The organism is Bordetella muralis (assembly GCF_965139205.1).
Classification (GTDB): domain Bacteria; phylum Pseudomonadota; class Gammaproteobacteria; order Burkholderiales; family Burkholderiaceae_B; genus Bordetella_A; species Bordetella_A muralis.
Map to the genome: position 1 here is coordinate 640,569 of NZ_CBCSIU010000001.1, position 21,322 is coordinate 661,890.

19 protein-coding genes and 1 pseudogene are annotated in these 21,322 nt (G+C 59.8%); 4 read left to right on the forward strand and 16 right to left on the reverse strand.

The window, feature by feature from the left end; all coding sequences use genetic code 11:
• Window positions 1–5 precede the first annotated feature (5 nt).
• The 4 genes from ACNA0I_RS02945 to ACNA0I_RS02960 form a co-directional block, all read right to left on the reverse strand.
• Window positions 6–2,087, reverse strand: a complete 2,082-nt coding sequence (locus ACNA0I_RS02945; protein WP_415804557.1) for a primosomal protein N' — start codon at window positions 2,085–2,087, stop codon at window positions 6–8.
• A 350-nt stretch (window positions 2,088–2,437) separates the two neighbouring features.
• Window positions 2,438–3,511: a uroporphyrinogen decarboxylase gene (gene hemE / locus ACNA0I_RS02950; RefSeq protein WP_415804558.1), complete on the reverse strand. Its 1,074-nt coding sequence runs from the start codon at window positions 3,509–3,511 to the stop codon at window positions 2,438–2,440.
• A gap of 103 nt (window positions 3,512–3,614) precedes the next feature.
• Window positions 3,615–4,469 carry a helix-turn-helix domain-containing protein gene (locus tag ACNA0I_RS02955; protein WP_415804559.1) on the reverse strand — a complete coding sequence of 285 codons (855 nt, stop codon included), beginning with the start codon at window positions 4,467–4,469 and terminating at the stop codon, window positions 3,615–3,617.
• Between the two features lie 106 nt (window positions 4,470–4,575).
• Entirely contained in the window at window positions 4,576–5,589 is a 1,014-nt protein-coding gene (locus tag ACNA0I_RS02960; RefSeq protein ID WP_415804560.1) for a pyridoxamine 5'-phosphate oxidase family protein, read from the reverse strand.
• Between the two features lie 270 nt (window positions 5,590–5,859).
• Between ACNA0I_RS02960 and ACNA0I_RS02965 the strand changes: the two are divergent.
• The 3 genes and pseudogenes from ACNA0I_RS02965 to ACNA0I_RS02975 form a co-directional block, all read left to right on the forward strand.
• Window positions 5,860–6,345, forward strand: a pseudogene (locus ACNA0I_RS02965) (methylated-DNA--[protein]-cysteine S-methyltransferase); the annotation flags it as partial.
• A gap of 82 nt (window positions 6,346–6,427) precedes the next feature.
• Window positions 6,428–7,033, forward strand: a complete 606-nt coding sequence (locus ACNA0I_RS02970; protein WP_415804561.1) for a DNA-3-methyladenine glycosylase I — start codon at window positions 6,428–6,430, stop codon at window positions 7,031–7,033.
• Window positions 7,034–7,173: 140 nt separating this feature from the next.
• A complete protein-coding gene (locus ACNA0I_RS02975; protein WP_415804562.1) occupies window positions 7,174–7,992 on the forward strand; it encodes a DUF4377 domain-containing protein in 819 nt (272 codons plus the stop codon).
• Between the two features lie 60 nt (window positions 7,993–8,052).
• Here the strand turns inward: ACNA0I_RS02975 and ACNA0I_RS02980 are convergent, their stop codons facing one another.
• The 3 genes from ACNA0I_RS02980 to ACNA0I_RS02990 are packed head-to-tail and all read right to left on the reverse strand — an operon-like array spanning window position 8,053 to window position 10,366.
• Window positions 8,053–8,838 (reverse strand): ABC transporter substrate-binding protein, encoded by a 786-nt coding sequence (locus tag ACNA0I_RS02980; RefSeq protein ID WP_415804831.1) that lies wholly within the window; start codon window positions 8,836–8,838, stop codon window positions 8,053–8,055.
• A 29-nt stretch (window positions 8,839–8,867) separates the two neighbouring features.
• Entirely contained in the window at window positions 8,868–9,626 is a 759-nt protein-coding gene (locus ACNA0I_RS02985) for an ABC transporter ATP-binding protein (protein ID WP_415804563.1), read from the reverse strand.
• Window positions 9,623–10,366, reverse strand: coding sequence for an ABC transporter permease (locus tag ACNA0I_RS02990; protein WP_415804564.1), 744 nt, complete (start codon window positions 10,364–10,366; stop codon window positions 9,623–9,625). The genes ACNA0I_RS02985 and ACNA0I_RS02990 overlap by 4 nt, the downstream gene beginning before the upstream one ends.
• Window positions 10,367–10,611: 245 nt before the next feature.
• Between ACNA0I_RS02990 and ACNA0I_RS02995 the strand changes: the two genes are divergently transcribed.
• Window positions 10,612–11,754 (forward strand): substrate-binding domain-containing protein, encoded by a 1,143-nt coding sequence (locus tag ACNA0I_RS02995; protein WP_415804832.1) that lies wholly within the window; start codon window positions 10,612–10,614, stop codon window positions 11,752–11,754.
• Window positions 11,755–11,803: 49 nt separating this feature from the next.
• On the opposite strand, the gene ACNA0I_RS03000 is transcribed toward ACNA0I_RS02995, so the two are convergent.
• From ACNA0I_RS03000 to ACNA0I_RS03040, 9 genes are all read right to left on the reverse strand, one after another.
• The gene (locus tag ACNA0I_RS03000) at window positions 11,804–12,688 is read right to left on the reverse strand and encodes a formate dehydrogenase accessory sulfurtransferase FdhD (protein ID WP_415804565.1); all 885 of its coding nucleotides are present in this window, start codon (window positions 12,686–12,688) and stop codon (window positions 11,804–11,806) included.
• Window positions 12,685–13,071 carry a hypothetical protein gene (locus ACNA0I_RS03005; RefSeq protein ID WP_415804566.1) on the reverse strand — a complete coding sequence of 129 codons (387 nt, stop codon included), beginning with the start codon at window positions 13,069–13,071 and terminating at the stop codon, window positions 12,685–12,687. The genes ACNA0I_RS03000 and ACNA0I_RS03005 overlap by 4 nt, the downstream gene beginning before the upstream one ends.
• A gap of 74 nt (window positions 13,072–13,145) precedes the next feature.
• Window positions 13,146–14,360 carry a formate dehydrogenase subunit gamma gene (locus tag ACNA0I_RS03010; protein ID WP_415804567.1) on the reverse strand — a complete coding sequence of 405 codons (1,215 nt, stop codon included), beginning with the start codon at window positions 14,358–14,360 and terminating at the stop codon, window positions 13,146–13,148.
• A gap of 12 nt (window positions 14,361–14,372) precedes the next feature.
• Window positions 14,373–14,600 carry a hypothetical protein gene (locus ACNA0I_RS03015; protein ID WP_415804568.1) on the reverse strand — a complete coding sequence of 76 codons (228 nt, stop codon included), beginning with the start codon at window positions 14,598–14,600 and terminating at the stop codon, window positions 14,373–14,375.
• On the reverse strand, window positions 14,597–15,241 hold the full coding sequence (gene fdh3B, locus ACNA0I_RS03020; protein WP_094819611.1) for a formate dehydrogenase FDH3 subunit beta: 645 nt from the start codon (window positions 15,239–15,241) through the stop codon (window positions 14,597–14,599). Before fdh3B ends, ACNA0I_RS03015 begins: the two co-directional genes overlap by 4 nt.
• Window positions 15,242–15,251: 10 nt before the next feature.
• Window positions 15,252–18,218, reverse strand: a complete 2,967-nt coding sequence (locus ACNA0I_RS03025) for a formate dehydrogenase subunit alpha (RefSeq protein WP_415804569.1) — start codon at window positions 18,216–18,218, stop codon at window positions 15,252–15,254.
• A gap of 11 nt (window positions 18,219–18,229) precedes the next feature.
• Entirely contained in the window at window positions 18,230–18,436 is a 207-nt protein-coding gene (locus tag ACNA0I_RS03030) for a twin-arginine translocation signal domain-containing protein (protein WP_415804570.1), read from the reverse strand.
• Between the two features lie 142 nt (window positions 18,437–18,578).
• Window positions 18,579–19,199 carry a TorD/DmsD family molecular chaperone gene (locus ACNA0I_RS03035; RefSeq protein WP_415804571.1) on the reverse strand — a complete coding sequence of 207 codons (621 nt, stop codon included), beginning with the start codon at window positions 19,197–19,199 and terminating at the stop codon, window positions 18,579–18,581.
• A complete protein-coding gene (locus ACNA0I_RS03040; RefSeq protein WP_415804572.1) occupies window positions 19,196–21,292 on the reverse strand; it encodes a 4Fe-4S binding protein in 2,097 nt (698 codons plus the stop codon). The genes ACNA0I_RS03035 and ACNA0I_RS03040 overlap by 4 nt, the downstream gene beginning before the upstream one ends.
• Window positions 21,293–21,322 lie beyond the last annotated feature (30 nt).

Consider the following 21,322-nt stretch of genomic DNA (forward strand, 5'->3'; position numbering starts at 1 on the left):
GAAAATCAAATCTCTAGAGGGTCGACTTCCAACTGCCAACGGACACGCGATTGTGACGCGAGCGCCGGCAGATGTGCCGACCACTCCGTCAAAAACGCCTGTAACGCTGGCCGGCTGGTGCTTTCCAGCAACAACTGCGCACGCTCGACATTGGCTACACGCACTACCCGCAGCGGTACTGGATCGTACAGCGTCAACGATGACACGCCCGAGAAACCGCCCTGCTCGGCAACATCACGAGCCTCCTGCAGAAACGCCAGTGCCTGCGCCAACTCGCGCGCCTCCGCCGTCAACAATGCCTGATACGCAAACGGCGGCAGCCCTGTCGTCTCGCGTTCCTCGAGAGCGTGGCGAGCAAAGCCCGCATAATCGTGACGCAGCAGGGCCTGGTATATGGACTGCTCGGGATAGCCGGTCTGAATCAAGACCTCGCCCCCATTGGCATGGCGGCCGGCGCGGCCCGCGACCTGCATCAGTTGAGCAAACAACCGCTCAGGCGCCCGAAAATCGTGAGCAAACAACATCGAATCCGCATTCAACACGCCCACCAGACCCAATCGCGCAAAATCGTGTCCCTTGGCCACCATCTGGGTGCCCACCAGGATATCGACTTCGCCCGCATGTACGGCAGCGAACAAGGCTTGCGCACTGCCTTTGCGCCGCGTGCTGTCCGCATCGATACGCGAAATCCGCGCCTGGGGAAATAGCTCCGCGAGATGTTCTTCGACGCGCTGCGTTCCGCGTCCCATGGGTTCCAGATCCTGATCGCCGCATTCCGGACACGCCCGTGGTACGGGCGCCTGATAACCGCAGTGGTGGCAATGCAATCGATTGCCGCGGCCTGCCGCTCGATGCAACACGGTAAAGGCCGAGCAGCGAGGGCAATGGCTGACCCAGGCACAAGAGGCGCAATGCAACACGGGTGCATAACCGCGACGGTTCAGGAACACCAGAGACTGCTCGCCACGCTCGAGCCGCTGACTGATCGCATCGATCAATTGTGGCGACATCCCCTGACGCATTGCCAGACGGCGAGTGTCTATCAAACGAATCGCCGGCAAGCTGCTCGCCCGCGCACGGCCCGGCAGCGTCAGACGCAAATAGTGGTTGCGCCCGGCGTGGTACCAGCTCTCGAGTGACGGTGTGGCAGATCCCAACACCACCGGGACATTTTGATCGCGCGCCCGCCATACCGCCAGATCGCGAGCCGAATAACGCAGGCCATCCTGCTGCTTGTACGAGGCGTCGTGCTCTTCGTCGACCACAATCAAACCCAACTCGGTCAACGGCGCAAAAATCGCCATCCGCGTGCCCAACAACATGCGCGCCTGGCCGCGCTGCGCACGAGCCCAGGCCTGCACGCGTTCGCCGTCTGACAATCCGCTATGCATCACGGCCAAGCCGTCGACCCCCAGCACCGACTCCAATCGCGCCCGCACCGCCGCCTCGAGCTGCGGCGTCAAATTGATTTCGGGCACCAGCAACAGGACCTGGCGCCCCGCCGCCAGCACGCGTTCGGCAATATGCAGATAGACCTCGGTCTTGCCGCTGCCGGTTACTCCGTGCAGCAAAACGGGCTTGAACCCTTCTAGCGCCGCAACGGTATCTACCGCCGCCTGCTGGTCCTCATTCAGTACCGGCGCCTGATCCGGCGTGGCCGCGGCGGCAACGCGCTTGGCCTTGCGTGCGTCCAAACGCGCCACCGGGCCTTGTCCGGATCGTTTGCCTTGGTAAGCCGAGGGCTTGCGCAATGGCGGCGGCATGGCCGGCAGCATGACTTCGCCTAGCGGCCGCTGGTAGTAATCGGCCGCAAACCGCGCCAAACGCAGCCAGTCGGCAGGCAACGGAGGTAAGTCCTCGAGGACTTGCTCTACCTCGCGCACCTGAGCTGGATCTATTGACGGCTCGGCGGGGTTATCTACAACGACACCCACCAGTTTGCGACGGCCAAACGGCACAATGACCCGCGCGCCGACCGGCACAGCGGCCTGAACGCGATAGTCAAAAGGCCCCGGCAGTGGGACATCCAGTGCCACCCGCGCCCAGAACCCCTCGCCGGGACGGAGGCCATCGGGTGCGTCAGACATGGGCGGCGGATATCGAATGCATGGCGATTGACGTGGACAACTTAAAGTGAATTCTCGATTTTTGAGCTAACAGGCTGTCAAATCTGTGTGAAATATCCCCGACGACACAACCTGTGGATAACTTTGGGGAAAAACATTCAATAACCTGATTTCCTGTCAAGACGCTTAATATAAAAATAAATGCCTCCAAACTATTGACATTGTATTTTTATTTTAAATTCAATGACTTATAAAAATATCCCAGAATTTGTCCTAATTTTTGGGTGTTGCCCGAGGTGTTTTCGCTGCTGTGCACAAGTCTCAGCAAGCGGCACACAGACTAGGCCTTTAGCGCGCTAGCGGACACTTACTCAGGCGTGAAACGACCGGCTGTAGGCGTGCACCTCGTCCACCAGATCGGTGACCGCCTCGGGCGGCGTATGCTGCGAGATGCCATGCCCCAGGTTAAAGACATGCCCCCCCGCCCCGACAGGGCCAAAAGCGTCCACGGTGCGGCGGACTTCGGCCCGGATGGCTTCGCTGCCACCGAACAACGTCATCGGATCGAGGTTACCCTGCAGGGCAACGGCATCGCCGAGACGCTGGCGAGCTCGTCCCAGGTTCACCGTCCAGTCGAGCCCCACGGCATCACAGCCGCAGGCGGCGATATCTTCGAGCCACAACCCGCCACCCTTGGTAAAGACGATGACGGGCACTTGGCGTCCCTCATGCTGACGGATCAAGCCAGATACGACCTTGCGGGTATAAGCCAGCGAAAACTGCTGGAACAAGCCATCGGCCAACACTCCCCCCCAGCTGTCGAACAACATAACGGCCTGCGCCCCCGCCTGGATTTGGGCGTTCAGGTATTGCTGGGTCGCTTGAGCATTGATATCCAGGATGCGATGCAGCAGATCCGGGCGCGAATACAGCAGGGTCTTGATCAGGCGATAGTCAGCACTGCCACGCCCCTCGACCATGTAACAGGCGATGGTCCAGGGACTGCCTGCAAAACCGATCAGGGGAACTCTGCCAGCCAGCTCTCGGCGGATGACCGTCACCGCGTCGAAAACGTAACGCAAAGAGTCCATATCGGGCACAGCGAGCTGCGCCACATCGCTTTCGGTGCGCAGCGGCCGCGCAAAACGCGGCCCCTCGCCCGGGGCGAAATCCAGCCCCAAGCCCATGGCGTGCGGCACCGTCAGGATGTCGGAAAACAGAATGGCCGCATCCAGGTCGTAACGTGCCAGGGGTTGCAGCGTAACCTCTGCAGCGTAATCGGGATTTTGTGCCAGCCCCATGAACGAGCCCGCCCGCGCACGTGTCGCGTTGTACTCGGGCAGATAGCGCCCCGCCTGGCGCATCAGCCAAACGGGGGTATAAGGGACGGGCTGGCGCAACAGGGCGCGCAGAAACACATCGTTCTTCAGGGGAGCAGCGGACACAGCTATCCTTGGATTTCGGAAGCCGTGATTTTACTGCCTAGGCGCGTACCGCGCGGCCACCTGCCCGATCTGCGCCGGCATGCCGCCGTACGCCGTGCCCGAATCAGGCCGGCGGCTCAGCCAGAGAAGCGTTATCGCGATAATGGGCGGCATCAATGCGATGCTTGCGCATCAGCGCCCAGAACGCGCGCCTGTGCTTGCTGGACGCCCGCGCAGCCTGAGCAACGTTGCCCGAATGGCGGGACAAAGCATGGCGTAAATAGGCGCACTCGAAATCCTCGACCATCCTGGCCTTGGCTTGACGGAACGGCTGGTCGATCGCTCCGATGTCAAAGACATCGTTTTCGGTGGCAGGCCGAGGCGATTTCTTTCTGGATGACAGGTGTTTGCTGCCAGGCAGACCGCCGTAGACGCGCAAAGGCTCCTGTATGGACCCGCCGGGACGTCTGTTGCGAGGCCGAAAGGTCTGGTCCCCCTCCGTCACAGGAGCCGGCGACGATGTCAACGATAGCGCCGTCGCAGCCTCGCTCAGCCCATGGGGCCGTGCCTGGCGGCGCCAATGCACCAGACGCGCGCGCAACTCATCGGGGCAGACTGGTGCCCGCACAAAATCGGCGACACCCAGCGACAGCAAGTCCAACATCCCTGGCGCAGTGATATCGAAAACGACGGCGACCAGCGGAATGCGCAATCCCGCCTCGGCATTGGCCAACACGGTGCGCACCCATGACAGCGACTCGGCCGCCACAGGCAATATACAGCCATCAAAGCGCCGCAATGCCAAGTGAGCCCGCGACAGCCATTGCGGGTCGGCAGGCGCCCCGGCAGTCAGGCTGGCGACATCCAGAACGTACAGACGCAAACGGCCGAATTGCCCGTGATGGCTATCAACCCATTCCCGTACCCAGCCCTCATGGCCGGGGGTCATCAGAACGGCGCAATCCAATATTTCACGCAAGAGGGACTCCTGTATACGCATGCAAAAAAACAAGCGTACACATCATCGTCACCCCACGATATTCGCAATTATCACACTGCGGGTTCTACGTATAGCCGAGTGCAAATCAGTACATATTCCGTTTGTAATCCTGCTCCAGCCCTTTACGCATCAGCCCAGGAATAGACACCATCCCGCGCGCGATCGCTGCGCCCAAGCCACGAGTCTTATTCAGTTTGACGTGCGCAGCAAAAACTGCAGCAGGATCAATGTCCCGTGGCGCCGACGCAGTCATCCAAGGCCTTGCCCGCAACAACGCAGCACTCTCTCGCAATACGACGTGTGGTGACTCCAATACGGTCACGACCTTTGGAACCTTGCCCTGCACTTCGAACTTTTGTCTCCATATTTCGTCAGCCGTCATGTGCGCACGTCCTCTCACCACGGCGACCTGGGCAGCCCCAGGCGCCAGCAGCATGATGGCTGCCTGCGGCCGCACCAGCATATTGCGCATGCTGTCCGTACGGCGATTTCCGGGACGATCGGCAAAACAAAGCTGCGTTGAGTCCCCCTGCATCAACTGGCCCGCGGGATCACCCTTGGGACTCAAATCAGTGCGCAATTCGGCATCGGCTGTCGCCAGGGCCATAAAGCGGCACACCGCCAGCAAACCTGGCAGATCGTCGAGACCCGTTCGCGCACGCGGTTCGTCTGACGACCAGAATGCCGATCGCAGCAACGCCTTTGCGCAATGGGCATAGCATTCATGCACTGCAATCACCACATCATCGCCGGACACCGCCTCCACCGCGCCATTCACCCGCAAGGTCTCACCCAAGCCTGGAATCAAGAACAGCAACCCAGCCCCGCGCCCCACCTGGGCATAATGCGGCTCATCCAGTGCCGCGCGCGGAATACGCAACAGGCCCGCACCCGATGCCGATACAAAACCCGGACGGCCGCCAGCCACCGTCACCTCGATCTGCTGTGTGTCGCTGAACCCCGCGAATACCAACGGCGAAACGGCCAGCCAACGCTGCGCGTGGACATCCAGATGGTCAATCACCTTCAGGTCCACAGCATCTGCACGCGCCCCCACCTGAGACTCCAGAGCCTCGACCGTATTGATCACGCTGTCCATTCCCGTCTCCGGCTGATTCGACAAAGAATCCCCATTTTATAAATGAGAATTATTTATTTCCATGATTTTCTTGTATAAAACGCAATGACGCCTCGCTCTCCCGGCCGGCGGAGTCCATAAAAACCAAGTTCAACGGCAAGAATACGAGTGCACCGCTCGGGCGCGATCCGTAGACTACAGACATGGTGATACAGCAGGACGATGCTCTGCATCCGGCACAAAGTGCCTCACCGCTAATCTAGATCCGCTCCATCCGTGAAAGGAACCATCATGTCCTATGCCTACAAGACCATCGCCTCTCCCGTGGGCCGATTGACGCTCGTCGCCAAGGATGCCAGCCTGGCTGCCATCTTGTGGGAAAATGACCGGCCAGGCCGCGTACGCCTGGGGCCTATGCAAGAGAACACCCAGCACCCCATTCTGTTAAAGACCGAGCAGCAATTGACAGAATATTTCGCGGGACGACGCGAACGCTTTGAACTGCCGTTGGATTTCGCCGGCACCGAGTTTCAGAAGCAAGTCTGGGCCGCGCTACTGACCATTCCATACGGCCAGACACGCAGCTATCGCGACATCGCGACGCAGATCGGTCGGCCCAAGGCTGTGCGTGCCGTTGGAGCGGCCAACGGACGCAATCCGATCTCGATCGTCGCACCTTGTCATCGTGTCGTCGGCGCGTCCGGCGCACTCACCGGGTTTGCCGGCGGATTGCCCGCGAAGGAACTGCTGCTGGGCCTCGAACACAGCGCCACAGCCGCATAGACGTTTTATTATTCCGTAGGCAGCATGGCCGCTGCCTTTTTTTCAGCATGCATGCCGCAGTTTTCCGGAGCAACAGATGAACTCACCCACCGGCGTCATCATCGGTGAAGACGGCTTGGCGCGCCCACCCTGGGCCGCGCAAGATCCTTTAATGCGCCAGTACTACGATACCGAGTGGGGTATGCCGGTACGCGACGAGCACGGTTTGTTCGAACGGTTGAGCCTGGAGTGTTTTCAATCCGGTTTGTCGTGGGCGACGATCCTGCGCAAACGCGAGGCGTTTCGTGCTGCGTTTCGCCAGTTCGATCCCGATGCCGTCTCGACGTTCAGTGAAAAAGACGTCGAACGCCTGATGGCCGATAGCGGCATCGTACGCAACCGGGCGAAAATCCTGGCTACTATCAACAACGCCGCGGCAACGATCGCACTGCGAGCCGACGGCGGACTGGTGGATTTCATCTGGTCATTTCAACCGGCAGAAACTCCCTCCCCCCGTACGCTGGCAGAAATCCCTACCGTGTCGGAGGCGTCCACTGCACTGAGCAAAGCCCTGCGCAAGCGCGGTTTTGCTTTTGTCGGGCCGACCACCATGCATGCATTGATGGAAGCCACGGGAATGATCGACACGCATTTGGTTGACAGTCATCGTCGTGGCAGCTCTGGCGTCTGGCAAACAAGGTGAACGTTACATAAATCACCTGCGTATTACACAAATCGCCGCGACGTAGCGCTTCTTCACACGGCATTCCTGTCAATGACAGCCCTCCGCATCAATTCAGTCCATAATCGAGCCTTGAACTAGCTTTATCAGGACCACGCGCCATGCCGTTGAACACTTTGCTTTCTCGTTTATTACTTGCTGCCACGGTCAGCGTACTGAGTGCCTGCGCGATGAATACGAACACAACGTCTACCATCGGTGCGTCCACGACGGGCGCAGACACCGCCGCATCGACGCTCTCGGCCTATCACTGGGACTTGACCGCAGCCCGTGATGCCAACGGCGCCGCACAAACCGAATGGGCGCCGCCCCAAACGCGCGATGGCGCGCCTTTGCGTCTGAGTTTCAAGGATCAACGCCTATCCGTGTCCGGCCTGTGCAACCGGCTAGGCGCAGGCTATAGCCTGGATGCGAACAAAATCAAAATCTCAGGCGCTGTCGGCACGATGATGGCCTGCAACGACAATGCACTCATGCAATACGAACATGCCTTTGGCCAACGTTTGCCGCAAGCGTCCACTTGGCAGATCACGCAGAGTCCGACGGGGCCGTTATTGACGCTGGGCTTTGCCGATGGCGCGCAATGGACGCTGACGGGCACCCCCACCGATGAGACCCGCTATGGTGGCACAGGCGAAACGCAATTCCTGGAAATCGCCTCGCAGCGTATGCGTTGCTCGCACCCCGGTATTCCGAATATGCAATGCCTGCAGGTGCGCGAGGTGCAATACGATGCCAATGGCATCCAGACCGGCCAAGGCGAATGGCAGGCTTTTTACAGCGAAATCGAAGGCTATACCCATCAACCGGGCGTACGAAACGTACTGCGCGTAAAACGCTATGAACGCTCTCCCGTGCCTGCCGACGCATCGCGCTATGTGTACGTGTTGGACATGGTGGTGCAAAGCGCCAAGGAATAAACGGCAAAAAGAACAGGCTCGAATTCACCGAGCCTGATTTGACTGACGTCGGGTCGGGCATTATTTTTCCGCGTTCGGGAAAAACAACTGCTGCCCGTTGACTTTGTAGCTGGCAATCGTGTCCTGCCCGGCTGGCGAAGTCACCCAATCCACGAACTGTTGGGCGTCCTTGGCTTTGACGTGCGGGAATTTGGCAGGATTGACCACCATCACGCCATACTGATTGAATAATCGCTTGTCGCCTTCGACCAGGATTTTCAGGCCGCCGGGGTTCTTGAAGCTGAGCCACGTGCCACGATCCGACAAAACATAAGCGCCCATCGATGAGGCCATATTCAACGCCGGTCCCATGCCGCAACCACAGGCTTTATAACCCTTGCCCATGTCCTCGACGCCTGCGGTTTTCCAGAACCGCAGCTCGGCGGCATGCGTGCCGCTCTTGTCGCCGCGCGACACAAAAGACGCATTGTCCTTGGCCAGCGTGCTCAAGGCCTGAACGATATCGTTGCCCTTGATTCCTGCCGGATCGTCAGCCGGACCAATCAGGACGAAATCGTTGTACATGACGGGATAGCGCTTGGTGGCGTAGCCCTCGGCCACGAACTTTTCTTCGGCAACTTGATCGTGCACGAACAAGACATCGGCGTCACCACGACGCGCGGTATCCAATGCCTGCCCGGTCCCCTGCGCAACGACTTTGATGTCGATGCCGCTGGCCTTTTTAAAAGCAGGCAACAAATGCGCGAACAGGCCAGACTGCTCTGTGGAGGTCGTCGACGCCATGACAATGGTTTCTGCCTGGACCGCCGGCGCTGCCCACGTGGCTGCGACGAGCAAAGCCGGCATTGCGGCGCGTCGCAAAAGAGTCGAGAGAGTCATGAGAGGCGTTCTCCTTTTAGGAACAAACTGGCCGCTTCGGGCAGCGAGCCGTGAAAAAAATCGTCAACGGGCAAATCGACCACCACCCGCCCGCGTTCTAGATAAATCACGCGTTGCGCCAGCCGTTTGACCTGGCCCAGGTTGTGGCTGCTGAACACCATCGCAGGCCGGCGTGGCAGTTCGTCTGGCGCATCAAGTGCCTCATCGGGCGCCATCTCCGGTTGCACGAAGTCGTGCATCATCTGCTCGACCTCACGCTTGGCATGAGGATCCAGGCTGGCCGTTGGCTCATCCAGCAACAACACATCCGGCTTCAGGGCCCAGGCGCGCGCCATCGCCAATCGTTGCTGCTGTCCGCCGGACAGGGCCTTGGCACTGCGTGCCGCAAGATCCTCCATACCGACTCTGGCCAATGCAGGTCCAGCCTGCGCGCGCGCATCGCGCCAACGCATGCCGCGCAACCAAAGCCCCAAAGCCACATTGTTCAGCACCGACATGCGCAACATATACGGCTGCTGAAACAGCATGGCCTGGTACTTGCGCGCCACACATGAAGCCTGGCCGCGCGAGGGTTGCAGCAGGCAATGCAACACGCGCAGCAGCGTGCTCTTGCCGCTGCCGTTCGCACCCACCAACGCCACGCATTCACCCGGTCGTATCGTCAAGGACACCGCACGCAGGGCCTGCACGCTGCCGAAATCCACGTCAACATCCCGCAGATCAAACAGGGTCTCGAAAGAGGATGTGCGCGTCATGTGCCCGCCCCCGCGCGGCCAAACAAACCGGATAGGCCCGCGTCACGCCGCTCGCGCCAACGCCGCACGACCGCAGCCAACATATTCAACAGCAACACCACGCACAACAGCAACAATCCCAATGCCAGTGCCAACGGTAAATCGCCCTTGCTGGTTTCCAACGCAATCGCAGTGGTCATCACGCGTGTATAGCCCTCGATATTTCCGCCCACCACCATCACCGCACCGACTTCGGAGATCGCCCGGCCAAACCCTGTAATCACAATCGTCAACAGTGCGAAACGCTCATCCCAGGCCAGCAACAAGCCGCGCAGCCACTCGCGCGCGCGTAGCGATCGCAACTGCTCTCCGTGGAGCCGCTCTGCATCGGAAATCGTTTGGCGCACAAGCGCCGTCACAACGGGGCAAACCAGCACTGCTTGCGCCAGCACCATGGCTTGAAACGAAAACAACCAGCCCAGAAATCCCAAAGGACCGGAATGTGACAGCAGCAAATACACCACCAACCCAACCACCACGGACGGTAATGCCAGCGAGGTATTCAACAGCACCAGCACGAACCCGTGGCCGCGAAACCGTGCGACCGCCAGCCATGCGCCGGCCACCATCCCTACCGCGCACGCCAGCACACAGGCACAGGCGCTCACAGCGAGCGAACGCAACACGATGGACAGCAACACCGGGTCTGCCGACATGATCAGCTCAAAAGCTGTCAATACGCTTTCAGATACGGTGTTCATGGAAGGCGAGCAGAGAGCGGAATGTCATTTTTCTATCTGGATTTACGAGCGCGCGGCACGAGGCCTACCGAGCCGAACCGCGCATTCAGCCCCGTGCCATCAGAACGAATACACACTCGTCCGCTGCGCAATGTGCTGAGGGTATCTCACCGGAACGCCGCTCACCATATGAATACTTTTGCATAGGCATGGCTTACTATCTGCAGAGGACCGCCCCCAACACGCATTTAGGGCATACTTCCGCCGTGCATCGTATCGACCTTTCCTACCAATTGGGCGCCACGTCGGCGGCCCCGTCCGTCATCGGCAACGCGCTGATGGACTTGCTGTTCGCCGTGCGCGAGCACGGCTCAATCTCAGGTGCCGCCAAAGCGCTAGGGTTGTCGTACCGCCACGTATGGGGCGAGCTCAAACGATGGGAACAGATTCTGGGCCGCACCCTGATCGTCTGGGACAAGGGGCAGCCCGCGCGGCTGAACGAATTCGGCGAAAAACTGCTGTGGGCCGAACGCCAGGCGCAAGCCCGGCTGGCCCCACAGATCAACGCGCTGCGCGCCGATCTCGAGCGCGCCTTCGCCATGGCGTTTGACGATGCAGCTCACGTTGTCCCGTTGTACGCCAGTCATGACGATGCCTTGGGCGCGTTGCGCGAGCACGCCGTTGCCAGCGACAAACTCTATCTGGATATCAGCTATACCGGCAGCGTCGATGCGATCCGCGGGCTCAACGAAGGTCGTTGCGTCATTGCGGGCTTTCATACCCGGCAGGATCCCGTGCCAGGCTCGCTGACCGAACGCATCTACAAGCCTCTGCTCAAGCCCGGACTGCACAAGATTATCGGTTTTGCCCAACGCAGCCAGGGGCTGATCGTCGCGCGCGGCAATCCCAAACGCATCAGCGCCCTGGCCGATCTGCGCCGCTCCGACGTACGCTATGTGAATCGCGCCCTCGGTACCGGCACCCGCGTCCTGTTTGACGAGCTGCTGGAACAGGCAGACATCCCGGCAGCGGCAATCAATGGATACGAACGCACGGAGCCCTCGCACAGCGCAGTCGCTCACGCCGTTGCGAGCGGCTATGCAGATGCCGGCCTCGGCATAGAGCCCGCCATACCCGGACATGCATTGGATTACGTTCCGCTGGTGCAGGAAAATTATTTCCTGGTCTGCCTCAAATCAACCCTGGATCAGCCCTCTACGCAGGCTCTGCTTGCCATTCTGCGCAGCCCGCAATGGCAAGCCGCGCTGTCCTCGATGCCAGGCTACGGGCCGTTGCAAAGCGGCCAAGTACTCTCGATGAAACGGGTATTGCCATGGTGGACATTCAATACCCAAAAAACACACCGGCAAGCTCGTCCAACAAAACGCGCTGCGCGCAAGGTGAGTTGACGCACACCTTTGTTTTTCTGAGACGCCGACAAAAGCGTCGCGCTGGCAATCAGGATCGGCCTGCAGCGCTCAGGCTATCGCTAGCCGTACGCGACGCCGCCAGTTCCGGCTGCAACACCAAACGTTCAGGCGCGGTATAACAAACAAAACGCCGATTGATGGCGCGGCCAATGGCGCACAATCCCAGATCCCGCGCGATTTCGTATCCCATCTGGGTCATACCGCTGCGCGACACCACGACTGGCACGCCCATCTGCGCGGATTTCATGATCATTTCACTGGTCAACCGCCCCGTCGTGTAAAAGATCTTGTCGTCGCCCCGCTGCTCGGACGGGGGCTGCATCCACATCCAGCCGGCCAAGGTATCGATGGCGTTATGACGTCCCACGTCCTCGACAAACATCAGCATCTCGGCGCCACGAAACAATGCGCAGCCATGCACTGAGCCTGCCGATTTATAGGTTGTTTCCTGCAGACGAATGGCATTGAGCAGGCCATATAACTCGGTCTGTGTCACCTGCGCATGCTCGGCCAATTGGATGTGATCCAACTCCTCCATCAGGCCGCCGAATACACTGCCCTGCCCGCAGCCGGTCGTCACCACACGCTGCGCAGTCCGGGCATCGATATCCGTAATGCCGTGGCGCGTTTCAACCGCCGCGGCATTGACTTCCCAATCGACCATGATGGACAGTACGTCGCTGGCCTCGCGGATCAAGCGTTGATTACGCAAGTACCCCAGCACCAATAGCTCGGGCATGGCGCCCAGCGTCATCAGGGTCACAATCTCGCGCCGATCGACATAAATCGTCAAAGGCCGCTCTGCCGGAATGGACACCGTCTCGGCAGCGCCAAACTCGTTTACGACCGTTACCTCACGGGTCAACGGCGCACTTGCCTGAGTCAGTCGGGGCAACAACGGTGCTACGCTCACTTAGCTAGCGGCTTGCCGGCATTGTCGGGCTGGGCGGAACTGGGAGGCTGCGATGCCGTTTCTGCGGGCGAGTGCGCCCCGGAGCCTTCTCGGGCCTGCGGCGGTTGCGCAGGTACATACGCAAACGGCCCCGGATCTGAACAGGCAGGTGTGGCCACAGGCTCGGGCGCGTCTTTGCCGGCCGCCTTCATGCGCGCACGATATTGCTCTGCGACCTTGTCCTGCGCCGCACACAATTGATAGGCGGCCACCTTGGTGCTCCAGGCGGCCTTGGCTTTGGCTTCAGCGGCCTTGGCCTCGTCTTGGGCACTCATTGCCGCCCATGCGGCTTGAGTACTCAACGCCCCCAGCACCAATGACCATACTGCGAATCTCGTCTTCATCCGTCCTCTCTTTCCATGTCACGCATGGCTCGGACCGGCTTGCGCAAAACTTTTCTGCGCAAGCTCTCGCTTGTTCAATGTGACCCAGACGTCGGCCGTACCATGGCGTGGCTGCGTCCTTTCGACGCCCGATCGGCGGTGCGCTGCGCCGGGATCTTGCCTGCCTTGATATCGTCGTACCAGAGGTCATGGTGTTCACGCGCCCACGTTTCGTCGACGTACCCGGTCTTCATGGCCTTATATGCGCCTTTCATACCGATCGTACCCAGATAGATGTGCCCCAACAGCATGCACATCATGAGGATAACCGACACCCCGTGAATCATATGGGCAATCTGCATATTGCCACGCGTATACGCCAGCCCGGGCACGACATGATCCAGAAACAGGCCAGACACCACCACCACCATGCCCAGGAACAGCATGCCGCCCCAGAACATGAGCTTTTCACCGGCGTTAAAACGTCCCGACGATACATGCTGAGGCCGCAATAAACCGCCGCCCTTGCGCAGCCACGTCCAGTCGTAACGGCGCCAGAGGTTGTCCTTGGCAAAGGTCAGCAACACGACGATCAGAGACACGGCAAACACGGGGCCGACGAAATTGTGCGCGGTTTTCAAGAACCAGGTCAGCTTGCCAAAGATGGCAGCTCCCATCCACGGCAACATGAAGAACTTGCCAAACGCCATCACGATGCCGGACAAGGCCAGGATGACAAACGCGGTCGCATTAACCCAATGTGCGGCGCGCTCGAAATACGTGAAACGCTCGATCTTGCGGCCCGTTTCCGCGCCGTGGACCTTGATCGGCCCTTTGGCCAGATAGAACAGCGCGATCGCCACAAATGCAATCAGCAACAATGCGCCGCCATAGGGGATCAGCCAGTTGTTCCGCACCTGACGCCAGGCCTCGCCAGCCGTGGTGTATTGCGACCCTGGATACTGCACAAAACGCTGAATCAGCACGCCGGCTTCGGGCGCCTGGCTATGCGGCAAACTGCTGTATCCAGGCTCGCCGGAATTGACCTGGCGCCACATGGGCGCGTTATTGCCAGGTTGTACTTTGGCGCGCTCGGCATTGGTTTGCTCGGCATAGCCCGGCTGCTCATTGGCATCGGGCTTGACCTCAAAAATATTGGCGCTCTGGATACCACCCAGCCCGCCGCCGGCCGGGGCGGCTTGCTGAGCTGCCGCAGGTGCAAGCAATACGACTGTCGTCAGCATCGCCGCGCACAGCGCTCCCCAAGCCCCCAGGAGGCGTTTCTTACCTTGGGAAAATGACCGTAACATGGCGATCTCCGGTCAGTTAAGTTTGTTGTACTCGTTCTGTCCGCGCTGGGTTCGTGCGGTCATCTCGCTGGTCCAACTGGTCTTGTCACCTTGCGTCCAGCCCGGCGCCACAAAATTACTGCCGGTGCCCTCATACTCGGGGACGCCATGATAACCATTGGAATGCATTTCCTGCGGCGTCTCTGTACAGGCCGCCAGCATCAGGATACCCATCACGGCCAAGGCAAAACGTGCGCTCATGATTTACCCTTTGTGTCCGTGGCCGGCTGCGATTGTGCAGGCGGTTGACCAGCCTGTTGCGAGCCATAGGCCGTCCCCCAGCCCCAGACCTCGGCGCCCTTGCCACGATGCAACACGCGCGTGCGGAAAATATCCGCCACCACGTTGCCGTCGCCGCCCAACAGGGCCTTGGTGGAACACATCTCGGCGCACGCGGGCAGTTTGCCCTCGGCCAGACGGTTGCGGCCATACTTTTCGAACTCGGCGGCACTGCCGTGCTCTTCGGGTCCGCCCGCGCAGAACGTGCACTTGTCCATCTTGCCACGCACGCCAAAGGCCCCTTCGGACGGGAATTGCGGCGCGCCGAACGGACAGGCATACGAGCAATAACCGCAACCGATACAGGTGTCCTTGTTATGCAAGACCACACCTTCTTCGGTGCGATAAAAGCAATTCACCGGACAGACCGCCATGCACGGCGCATCACTGCAGTGCATACAGGCAACCGAGATGGACTTCTCACCGGGCACGCCATCGTTCAAGGTCACCACGCGGCGGCGGTTAACGCCCCACGGGATTTCGTGTTCGTTCTTACAGGCCGTGACGCAGCTATTGCATTCGATACAACGCTCTGCATCACAGACGAATTTCATTCTCGCCATAACGCTCTCCTCAAGCCTTTGCGATATTGCAGATCGTGGTTTTGGTTTCCTGCATCATCGTGACGGAGTCATATCCGTACGTGGTGCCCGTGTTGACGGCTTCGCCGCGCACAATCGGCGCTGCGCCTTCCGGATAGCTGGCCAACATGTCCTGCCCTTGCCAATGACCCGAAAAGTGAAATGGCATAAACGCCGTGTCGGGACCCACCCGCGGTGTGACCAACGCCTGGACGTTCAGGCGCGCACCCGTGGGGGTATGCACCCATACCCGATCGCCATTCTGAATGCCGCGATCGGCGGCCGCTTTTGGATTGATTTCGACGAAAGCTTCCTGCTGCAACTCAGCCAGCCAGGGGTTGGAACGCGTCTCTTCGCCCCCGCCCTCGTACTCGACCAAGCGGCCCGAGGTCAAAATAATCGGGAATTTTTCGTACAGCTTGTCCGCGACGTTCTTTTGCTGCAGCGACGTGTACAACGTCGGCACGCGCCAGAATGTCTTCAGGTCGTTGTGCGAGGGATATTTCGCGACCAGATCCGGGCGCGTGCCATAGATAGGCTCGCGATGCTGCGGGACAGGATCCGGGAAATTCCACACCACGGCACGGGCCTTGGCGTTGCCAAACGGATAGCAGCTATGGTTCTTCATCACCACACGGATGATCCCGCCAGAAGGGTCTGTTTTCCAGTTTTTACCTTCGGCCGCGGTCTTTTCCGCATCGGTCAGCTCGCTCCACCAACCCAGTTTCTTGAGCAGCACATGATCGAACTCGGGATAACCTGTCGTCAGATCTGCGTCTTTCGAATGCGAGCCGTCTTCGGCCAACAGGCTGACGCCATCACGCTCGACACCGAAATTCGCACGGAAATTCCCGCCGCCCTGCATCACGTTCAGGCTGGTGTCGTACAGGTTCGCGGTCCCCGGGTGCTTCATCTCGGGGGTGCCCCAACAGGGCCACGGCAGGCCAAAATAATCGCCCGTCAGGTCATAGCCCGTTTCGGCGTCCTTGCCGCCTTTGGCACGCAGCGTCTTCACATCGAACACGTGCATATTGCGCATATGCGCTTTCAAGCGCTCGGGACTCTGGCCGGTGTACCCGATTGTCCAGCAACAGCGATTGATCTCGCGCAGGACGTCCTCGATCACCGGCTCGTCCATGCCTTTGACTTTTTGCAGCGCGTAGTTCTTGACGAACTCTTTGCCAAAACCCAGCTTTTCGGCGAGCTGATACATGATCATGTGATCGCTGCGGCTTTCCCACAGCGGCTCAATGACCTTTTCGCGCCATTGCAGTGAGCGGTTCGAGGCCGTACAGGAACCGCTGGTCTCGAACTGCGTCGCAGCCGGCAACAAATAAACCGCGCGATTCGGATTGAGCTCTTCGGGTTTGCCAGGCATGGCCGCCATGGCCGCTGTCGCCGACGGATAAGGATCCACGACGACCAGCAGATCGAGCTTGTCCATGGCCCGCTTCATTTCCAGCCCACGCGTCTGCGAGTTGGGAGCGTGGCCCCAATAGATGACGGCCTTGAGATTTGTGGGTTGATCCAGTACCTCGGGATTCTCCAGCACGCCGTCGATCCAACGCGACACCGTGATGCCCGGTTTGGTCATCAACTCGGGCGAGGCGTACCGGCTCTTGATCCACTCGTAATCTACACCCCATGCGTTGGCGAAGTGTTTCCACGAGCCTTCGGTCAAGCCGTAGTATCCCGGCAGTGAATCCGGGTTGGGGCCCACATCCGTGGCGCCTTGCACGTTATCGTGGCCGCGGAAAATGTTGGCTCCGCCACCCGATCTGCCGATATTTCCCAACGCCAACTGAACAATACAGGACGCGCGCACCATGGCGTTACCGATGGAGTGCTGAGTCTGCCCCATACACCACACCAACGTGCCGGGCCGGTTCTCGTGCATCAGCTTGGCCACGCCATACATCGTGGCTTCGTCGACACCGCATACATCCTGAACCTTGTCCGGTGTCCATTTTGCCAACACATCGGCTTTGACCTGATCCATGCCGTAGACACGCGCATCGATGTAGGCCTGGTCTTCCCAGCCATTCTTGAAGATGTGATACAGCAGGCCGAACAAAAACGCCACGTCCGTACCCGACCGGATGCGAATGTGTTGATCGGCCTTGGCGGCAGTCCGTGTAAAACGCGGATCCACCACAATCATTTTGCAACCGGTTTCTTTCGCGTGCAGCATGTGCAGCATCGATACGGGGTGCGCTTCGGCCGCATTCGACCCAATGTACAAAGCGACCTTGGCATTCTGCATGTCGTTGTACGAGTTGGTCATGGCGCCGTAGCCCCACGTATTGGCCACACCGGCAACCGTCGTGGAATGGCAGATACGCGCCTGGTGATCGCAATTGTTGCTGCCAAAATAGCTGACAAACTTGCGCAACAAATACGATTGCTCGTTGTTATGCTTGGACGAGCCGATCCAGTAGATGGAATCCGGCCCGCTGTCCTTGCGCAGCTTCAGTAGCTGCTCGGAGATTTCGGTCAGCGCCGTGTCCCAGCTGATGCGCTGGTACTTGCCGTTGACCAGCTTCATCGGATAACGCAGACGGTGCTCGCCATGGCCGTGCTCGCGCAGGGCGGCGCCTTTTGCACAGTGCGCCCCCAAATTGATGGGCGAATCGAACACGGGCTCTTGCCGCACCCAGACGCCGTTTTCCACAACGGCGTCGACCGCACAGCCGACCGAACAGTGCGAACAGACCGTACGGCGCACGGACGTTTTGGTTTTGCCGGTCAAGACCTCTTTGGTTTCGGCGGCATCCGCTTGCCTCACCAGCGCCAGGGGCGCAGCGGCCAACCCGGCGCCGACGCCTATACCTGAACGACGCAGAAACGTGCGGCGATCCATGGTAGGCAAAGCCTGAGACAGGCCCCGACGCAGGCTTTGCACAAAATTGGATTCCGCCGCGCTATCGCGCGCGGCAGCGGTTTTCTTAGTCAGCAACATGCCGGACTCCGTCACACGAGGGTGGTCTTGTAATAGCGCTTGACGTGTTCGCTCACGTGGTAGCCGCCCCCATTCTTGGGCGCCGGCTTGGCGTCCGCCTGGGTCTGAGCAGTCTGGCGGTTTTCAGGCAGTACGGCCGCACCAGCAGCCGCAGCTCCCGCTGTGGCTGCACCGGCCAAGAACATCCTGCGCGAAAGTCGAGGATTCTTTTGTGACATGTCGATCCCCTCCGGGGCTACTAGATATGAAACTCTTTGCATACTGTACCGCGATAACAGACAAAGGGCCAATTCCCTTTCATGAGTATGGCTATTGGTCACGCAACGTCAAAGCTGCCTTCCCGACCGCAATTCGCCCAAGCTAAGGCAACATGTCGAAGCCCTGTGCTTCTATGTTGTTGAAATCCCGGAAAAATTCAGCCAAGCGCGCATAAAATCGTGCAGCCGGTTGCTGCATGATTGCAGCGCACAAATCGTCTGCCCACGGGCGGATGTGCGCCGAAAAAAAATCCCGCTGCCGAGCCAGATTCGACGTGTCCGCATTCGCGCCCGTGATCAGGAAACGCATGACTTCGCACAAATAGGCGATGTGATCTTCGGTTTCCGGCATGGCAGGATCACGCGTGAGCCCCAACGCAGCCAGGTCATCGCGCAAGCGGACCAAAGGCTTCTCATTGAGGAAACCCGCGAGGTAATGCGATCCGAACAAATAAACGTCCGGCTTGCCGACCCCCCCGAACAACGTATCGTGCTCGGCCTGTATGGCGGTCACGTCCAGCTCGCGCGCGCAAGCGAGCAAGGCGTTCCACGAAGGCGCCAGCACGCTATCCGAATCGTCGTCATCGGCCTCCCGCAACTGTGCCAGTAGCTCTGGCGCAGGCGGCGCATAGAACAAATGCGCCAGCAGGCTATAGATCTCTGCCCGCGCAAAGTCTTCGTCATGGCTGGCAAGTTCGGTGGCGGTAGGAGGAATAATCGTCATAGATCAGTAATGCGGATCTCGTTGGGAGACGAATACATATCGATAACACGGCAGTCGCCGCACATTTTCAAGCGCTCAAGCGCCGCACCCTGGAACATCGCGTGTCCGCCCAGACGCTGCAACATGGTTTCCACGCCCTTTTGCGTACCAAAGGCCTTGTTGCACCGAACGCAATGGAATGGCTGGGCCTCATGCAGAACCACGGCCTCCTTGCGGCGCTCGGACAGCAATAGCCGTGGGACCAGCTGAATCGCGTCTTCGGGGCAGGTCTGCTCGCACAGGCCGCACTGTACGCAATTTTTTTCGATGAAACGCAGCTGCGGGAGCTGCGAGTTGTCTTTTAGTGCGTTGGCCGGGCAGGCGCTCACACAACTCATGCACAGCGTACAGGCATCGGCGCTGACCGTGATCGCACCGAACGGCGACCCGCTGCCCGGTACTCCACCCGGCAAATCGATCGCCTCGGGTAAAGGCTCGGGAGCCAAGGCCACCAAATGATCCAGCGCGAGACTGAGCGTCGTCCTTTTTTCCGGTGCCACTGCAAAACGGGCGGGTTCGGCAGGCGCGGTGGGCCGCCGGCTCGCCACTTCCTGCAGAGCGCCGTCCAGCGCCCCGACGTCTGTCGCCTGCAGCAAATGCAAATGCTGTCCCGCATAACCCAAGCCATTCAGGATGCGCTGCGCGATATCCATCTGGGCCTTCAGGGCCGCTTGATACTGCGGCGCCTCTTCGCCTGTCAGCAATACCGCCACCTGGGTCGCGCCAAACGCAACAGCCGACAACCAGAGGTCCGCTCCCACGCCAGCGGTATGCCACAGCGAAACCGGAATCACATTGGCAGGCACGCCCTGCGCCTGCCTCAACTGCGCCGCGCGGCCCAGCGCCTCGACCAGTTGCTGGCCGGCTTGCTGACTATGCAACAGCAGTACGGCATGGCGTCCACCAGCCTGGGCATACGTCCCCAAGAGCGTGCGCAGTTTCAGTCCTTGATGGGGATTGCGCGGATACGTGTAGGACAGCGCTCCGCTCGGGCACGCGGTCGTACAGGCGCCACATCCTACGCATAAATGCGGATCTACCACGATCCGTTGGTGATGCTTGTCGCTGCTGATCGCCTCTGCGGAGCAAACATCCACACACGCCCGGCAGCCTACCGTTTCGTTACGGCTATGCGCGCACAGAGATTGTTTGTAGTCGAAAAATTTTGGCTTTTCGAACTCGCCCACCATCTCGCGCAGTTTCAGCAATGTCCCCGGCGCATTGTCGGGCCAGGTGAAGTACCCCTGTGGCGGCTCATGACGGTGATACTGCGGCGTCGTTCCGAGATCCAGCACCAGATCGAAGGTTTCCGTCAGTTGCCTGGGCGGACGCTGGAAATCAATCGCGCCCGCCACCGTACAGGACGCCGTACAGCTTCGATGCCCGGTGCAACGTGTCAGATCCACCTGGTAATCCAGGCCGATCGCCCCTTCGGGACAGGCCGCCACACACGCATTGCAGCGCGTGCACAGATCCAGATCAATCGGATTGTGCTGTGACCAGGACAGCTCAAACGCCCCCAACCTGCCCTGCAAACGATCGAGCTTGCCCGCGAGCACAGGGTATTGACGTGCCTGCGTACCGCCTGCATGGCCGTGGCCATCCGCAAACAAGGTGACTTCCAGCACATCGTCCAGCAGCGCCGCCGCCTGCTCGGCACGGTCCAGCGGCCCTATGATCAACAAGCGACCCGCGCTGCGATACGTTACCGTCGCCACCGGATCCGGTTCAGGCAGATGTGCCGCGGCGAGCAAAGCGGCCAATTTAGGCATGGCCTGACTGGCATCCCGGCTCCAACCACCTGTCTCACGAATATTCACAAAGCGCACCGGCGCGATCGCGCCTTCGGTGCGACGCCCGAGTTCGCCAAACAGCCGTGTTTCCTGCGTACAGGCCACCACGACCTGATCCGAGCCGCGGATCGCTTGCTGGAAATCGCCCGCTTGACTGCGGCACAGCAACGAATGGGGAGCCAAAGGCTCGCCCAACGCGCGGCTCAACTCGTCGGGAGCCAGCGGCATAGTGCGGTTGCAGTCACAGATTAAAGTCGTCATGAGCGCAAGAAAATAAAAGGTCCAACGACA

What these genes read in the sequence shown, in the direction of transcription:
- ACNA0I_RS03015 (WP_415804568.1), bottom strand. Translation starts at nt 14,600, where the DNA reads ATGAGCGCACGTTTTGCCTTGGCCGTGATGGGTATCCTGATGCTGGCG.
- ACNA0I_RS03035 (WP_415804571.1), bottom strand. Translation starts at nt 19,199, where the DNA reads ATGACGATTATTCCTCCTACCGCCACCGAACTTGCCAGCCATGACGAA.
- ACNA0I_RS03010 (WP_415804567.1), bottom strand. Translation starts at nt 14,360, where the DNA reads ATGTTACGGTCATTTTCCCAAGGTAAGAAACGCCTCCTGGGGGCTTGG.
- ACNA0I_RS03025 (WP_415804569.1), bottom strand. Translation starts at nt 18,218, where the DNA reads ATGTTGCTGACTAAGAAAACCGCTGCCGCGCGCGATAGCGCGGCGGAA.
- ACNA0I_RS02970 (WP_415804561.1), top strand. Translation starts at nt 6,428, where the DNA reads ATGAACTCACCCACCGGCGTCATCATCGGTGAAGACGGCTTGGCGCGC.
- ACNA0I_RS02975 (WP_415804562.1), top strand. Translation starts at nt 7,174, where the DNA reads ATGCCGTTGAACACTTTGCTTTCTCGTTTATTACTTGCTGCCACGGTC.
- ACNA0I_RS02980 (WP_415804831.1), bottom strand. Translation starts at nt 8,838, where the DNA reads ATGCCGGCTTTGCTCGTCGCAGCCACGTGGGCAGCGCCGGCGGTCCAG.
- ACNA0I_RS02945 (WP_415804557.1), bottom strand. Translation starts at nt 2,087, where the DNA reads ATGTCTGACGCACCCGATGGCCTCCGTCCCGGCGAGGGGTTCTGGGCG.
- ACNA0I_RS03030 (WP_415804570.1), bottom strand. Translation starts at nt 18,436, where the DNA reads ATGTCACAAAAGAATCCTCGACTTTCGCGCAGGATGTTCTTGGCCGGT.
- ACNA0I_RS02960 (WP_415804560.1), bottom strand. Translation starts at nt 5,589, where the DNA reads ATGGACAGCGTGATCAATACGGTCGAGGCTCTGGAGTCTCAGGTGGGG.
- ACNA0I_RS02985 (WP_415804563.1), bottom strand. Translation starts at nt 9,626, where the DNA reads ATGACGCGCACATCCTCTTTCGAGACCCTGTTTGATCTGCGGGATGTT.
- fdh3B (WP_094819611.1), bottom strand. Translation starts at nt 15,241, where the DNA reads ATGGCGAGAATGAAATTCGTCTGTGATGCAGAGCGTTGTATCGAATGC.
- ACNA0I_RS03040 (WP_415804572.1), bottom strand. Translation starts at nt 21,292, where the DNA reads ATGACGACTTTAATCTGTGACTGCAACCGCACTATGCCGCTGGCTCCC.
- ACNA0I_RS02990 (WP_415804564.1), bottom strand. Translation starts at nt 10,366, where the DNA reads ATGAACACCGTATCTGAAAGCGTATTGACAGCTTTTGAGCTGATCATG.
- ACNA0I_RS03005 (WP_415804566.1), bottom strand. Translation starts at nt 13,071, where the DNA reads ATGAAGACGAGATTCGCAGTATGGTCATTGGTGCTGGGGGCGTTGAGT.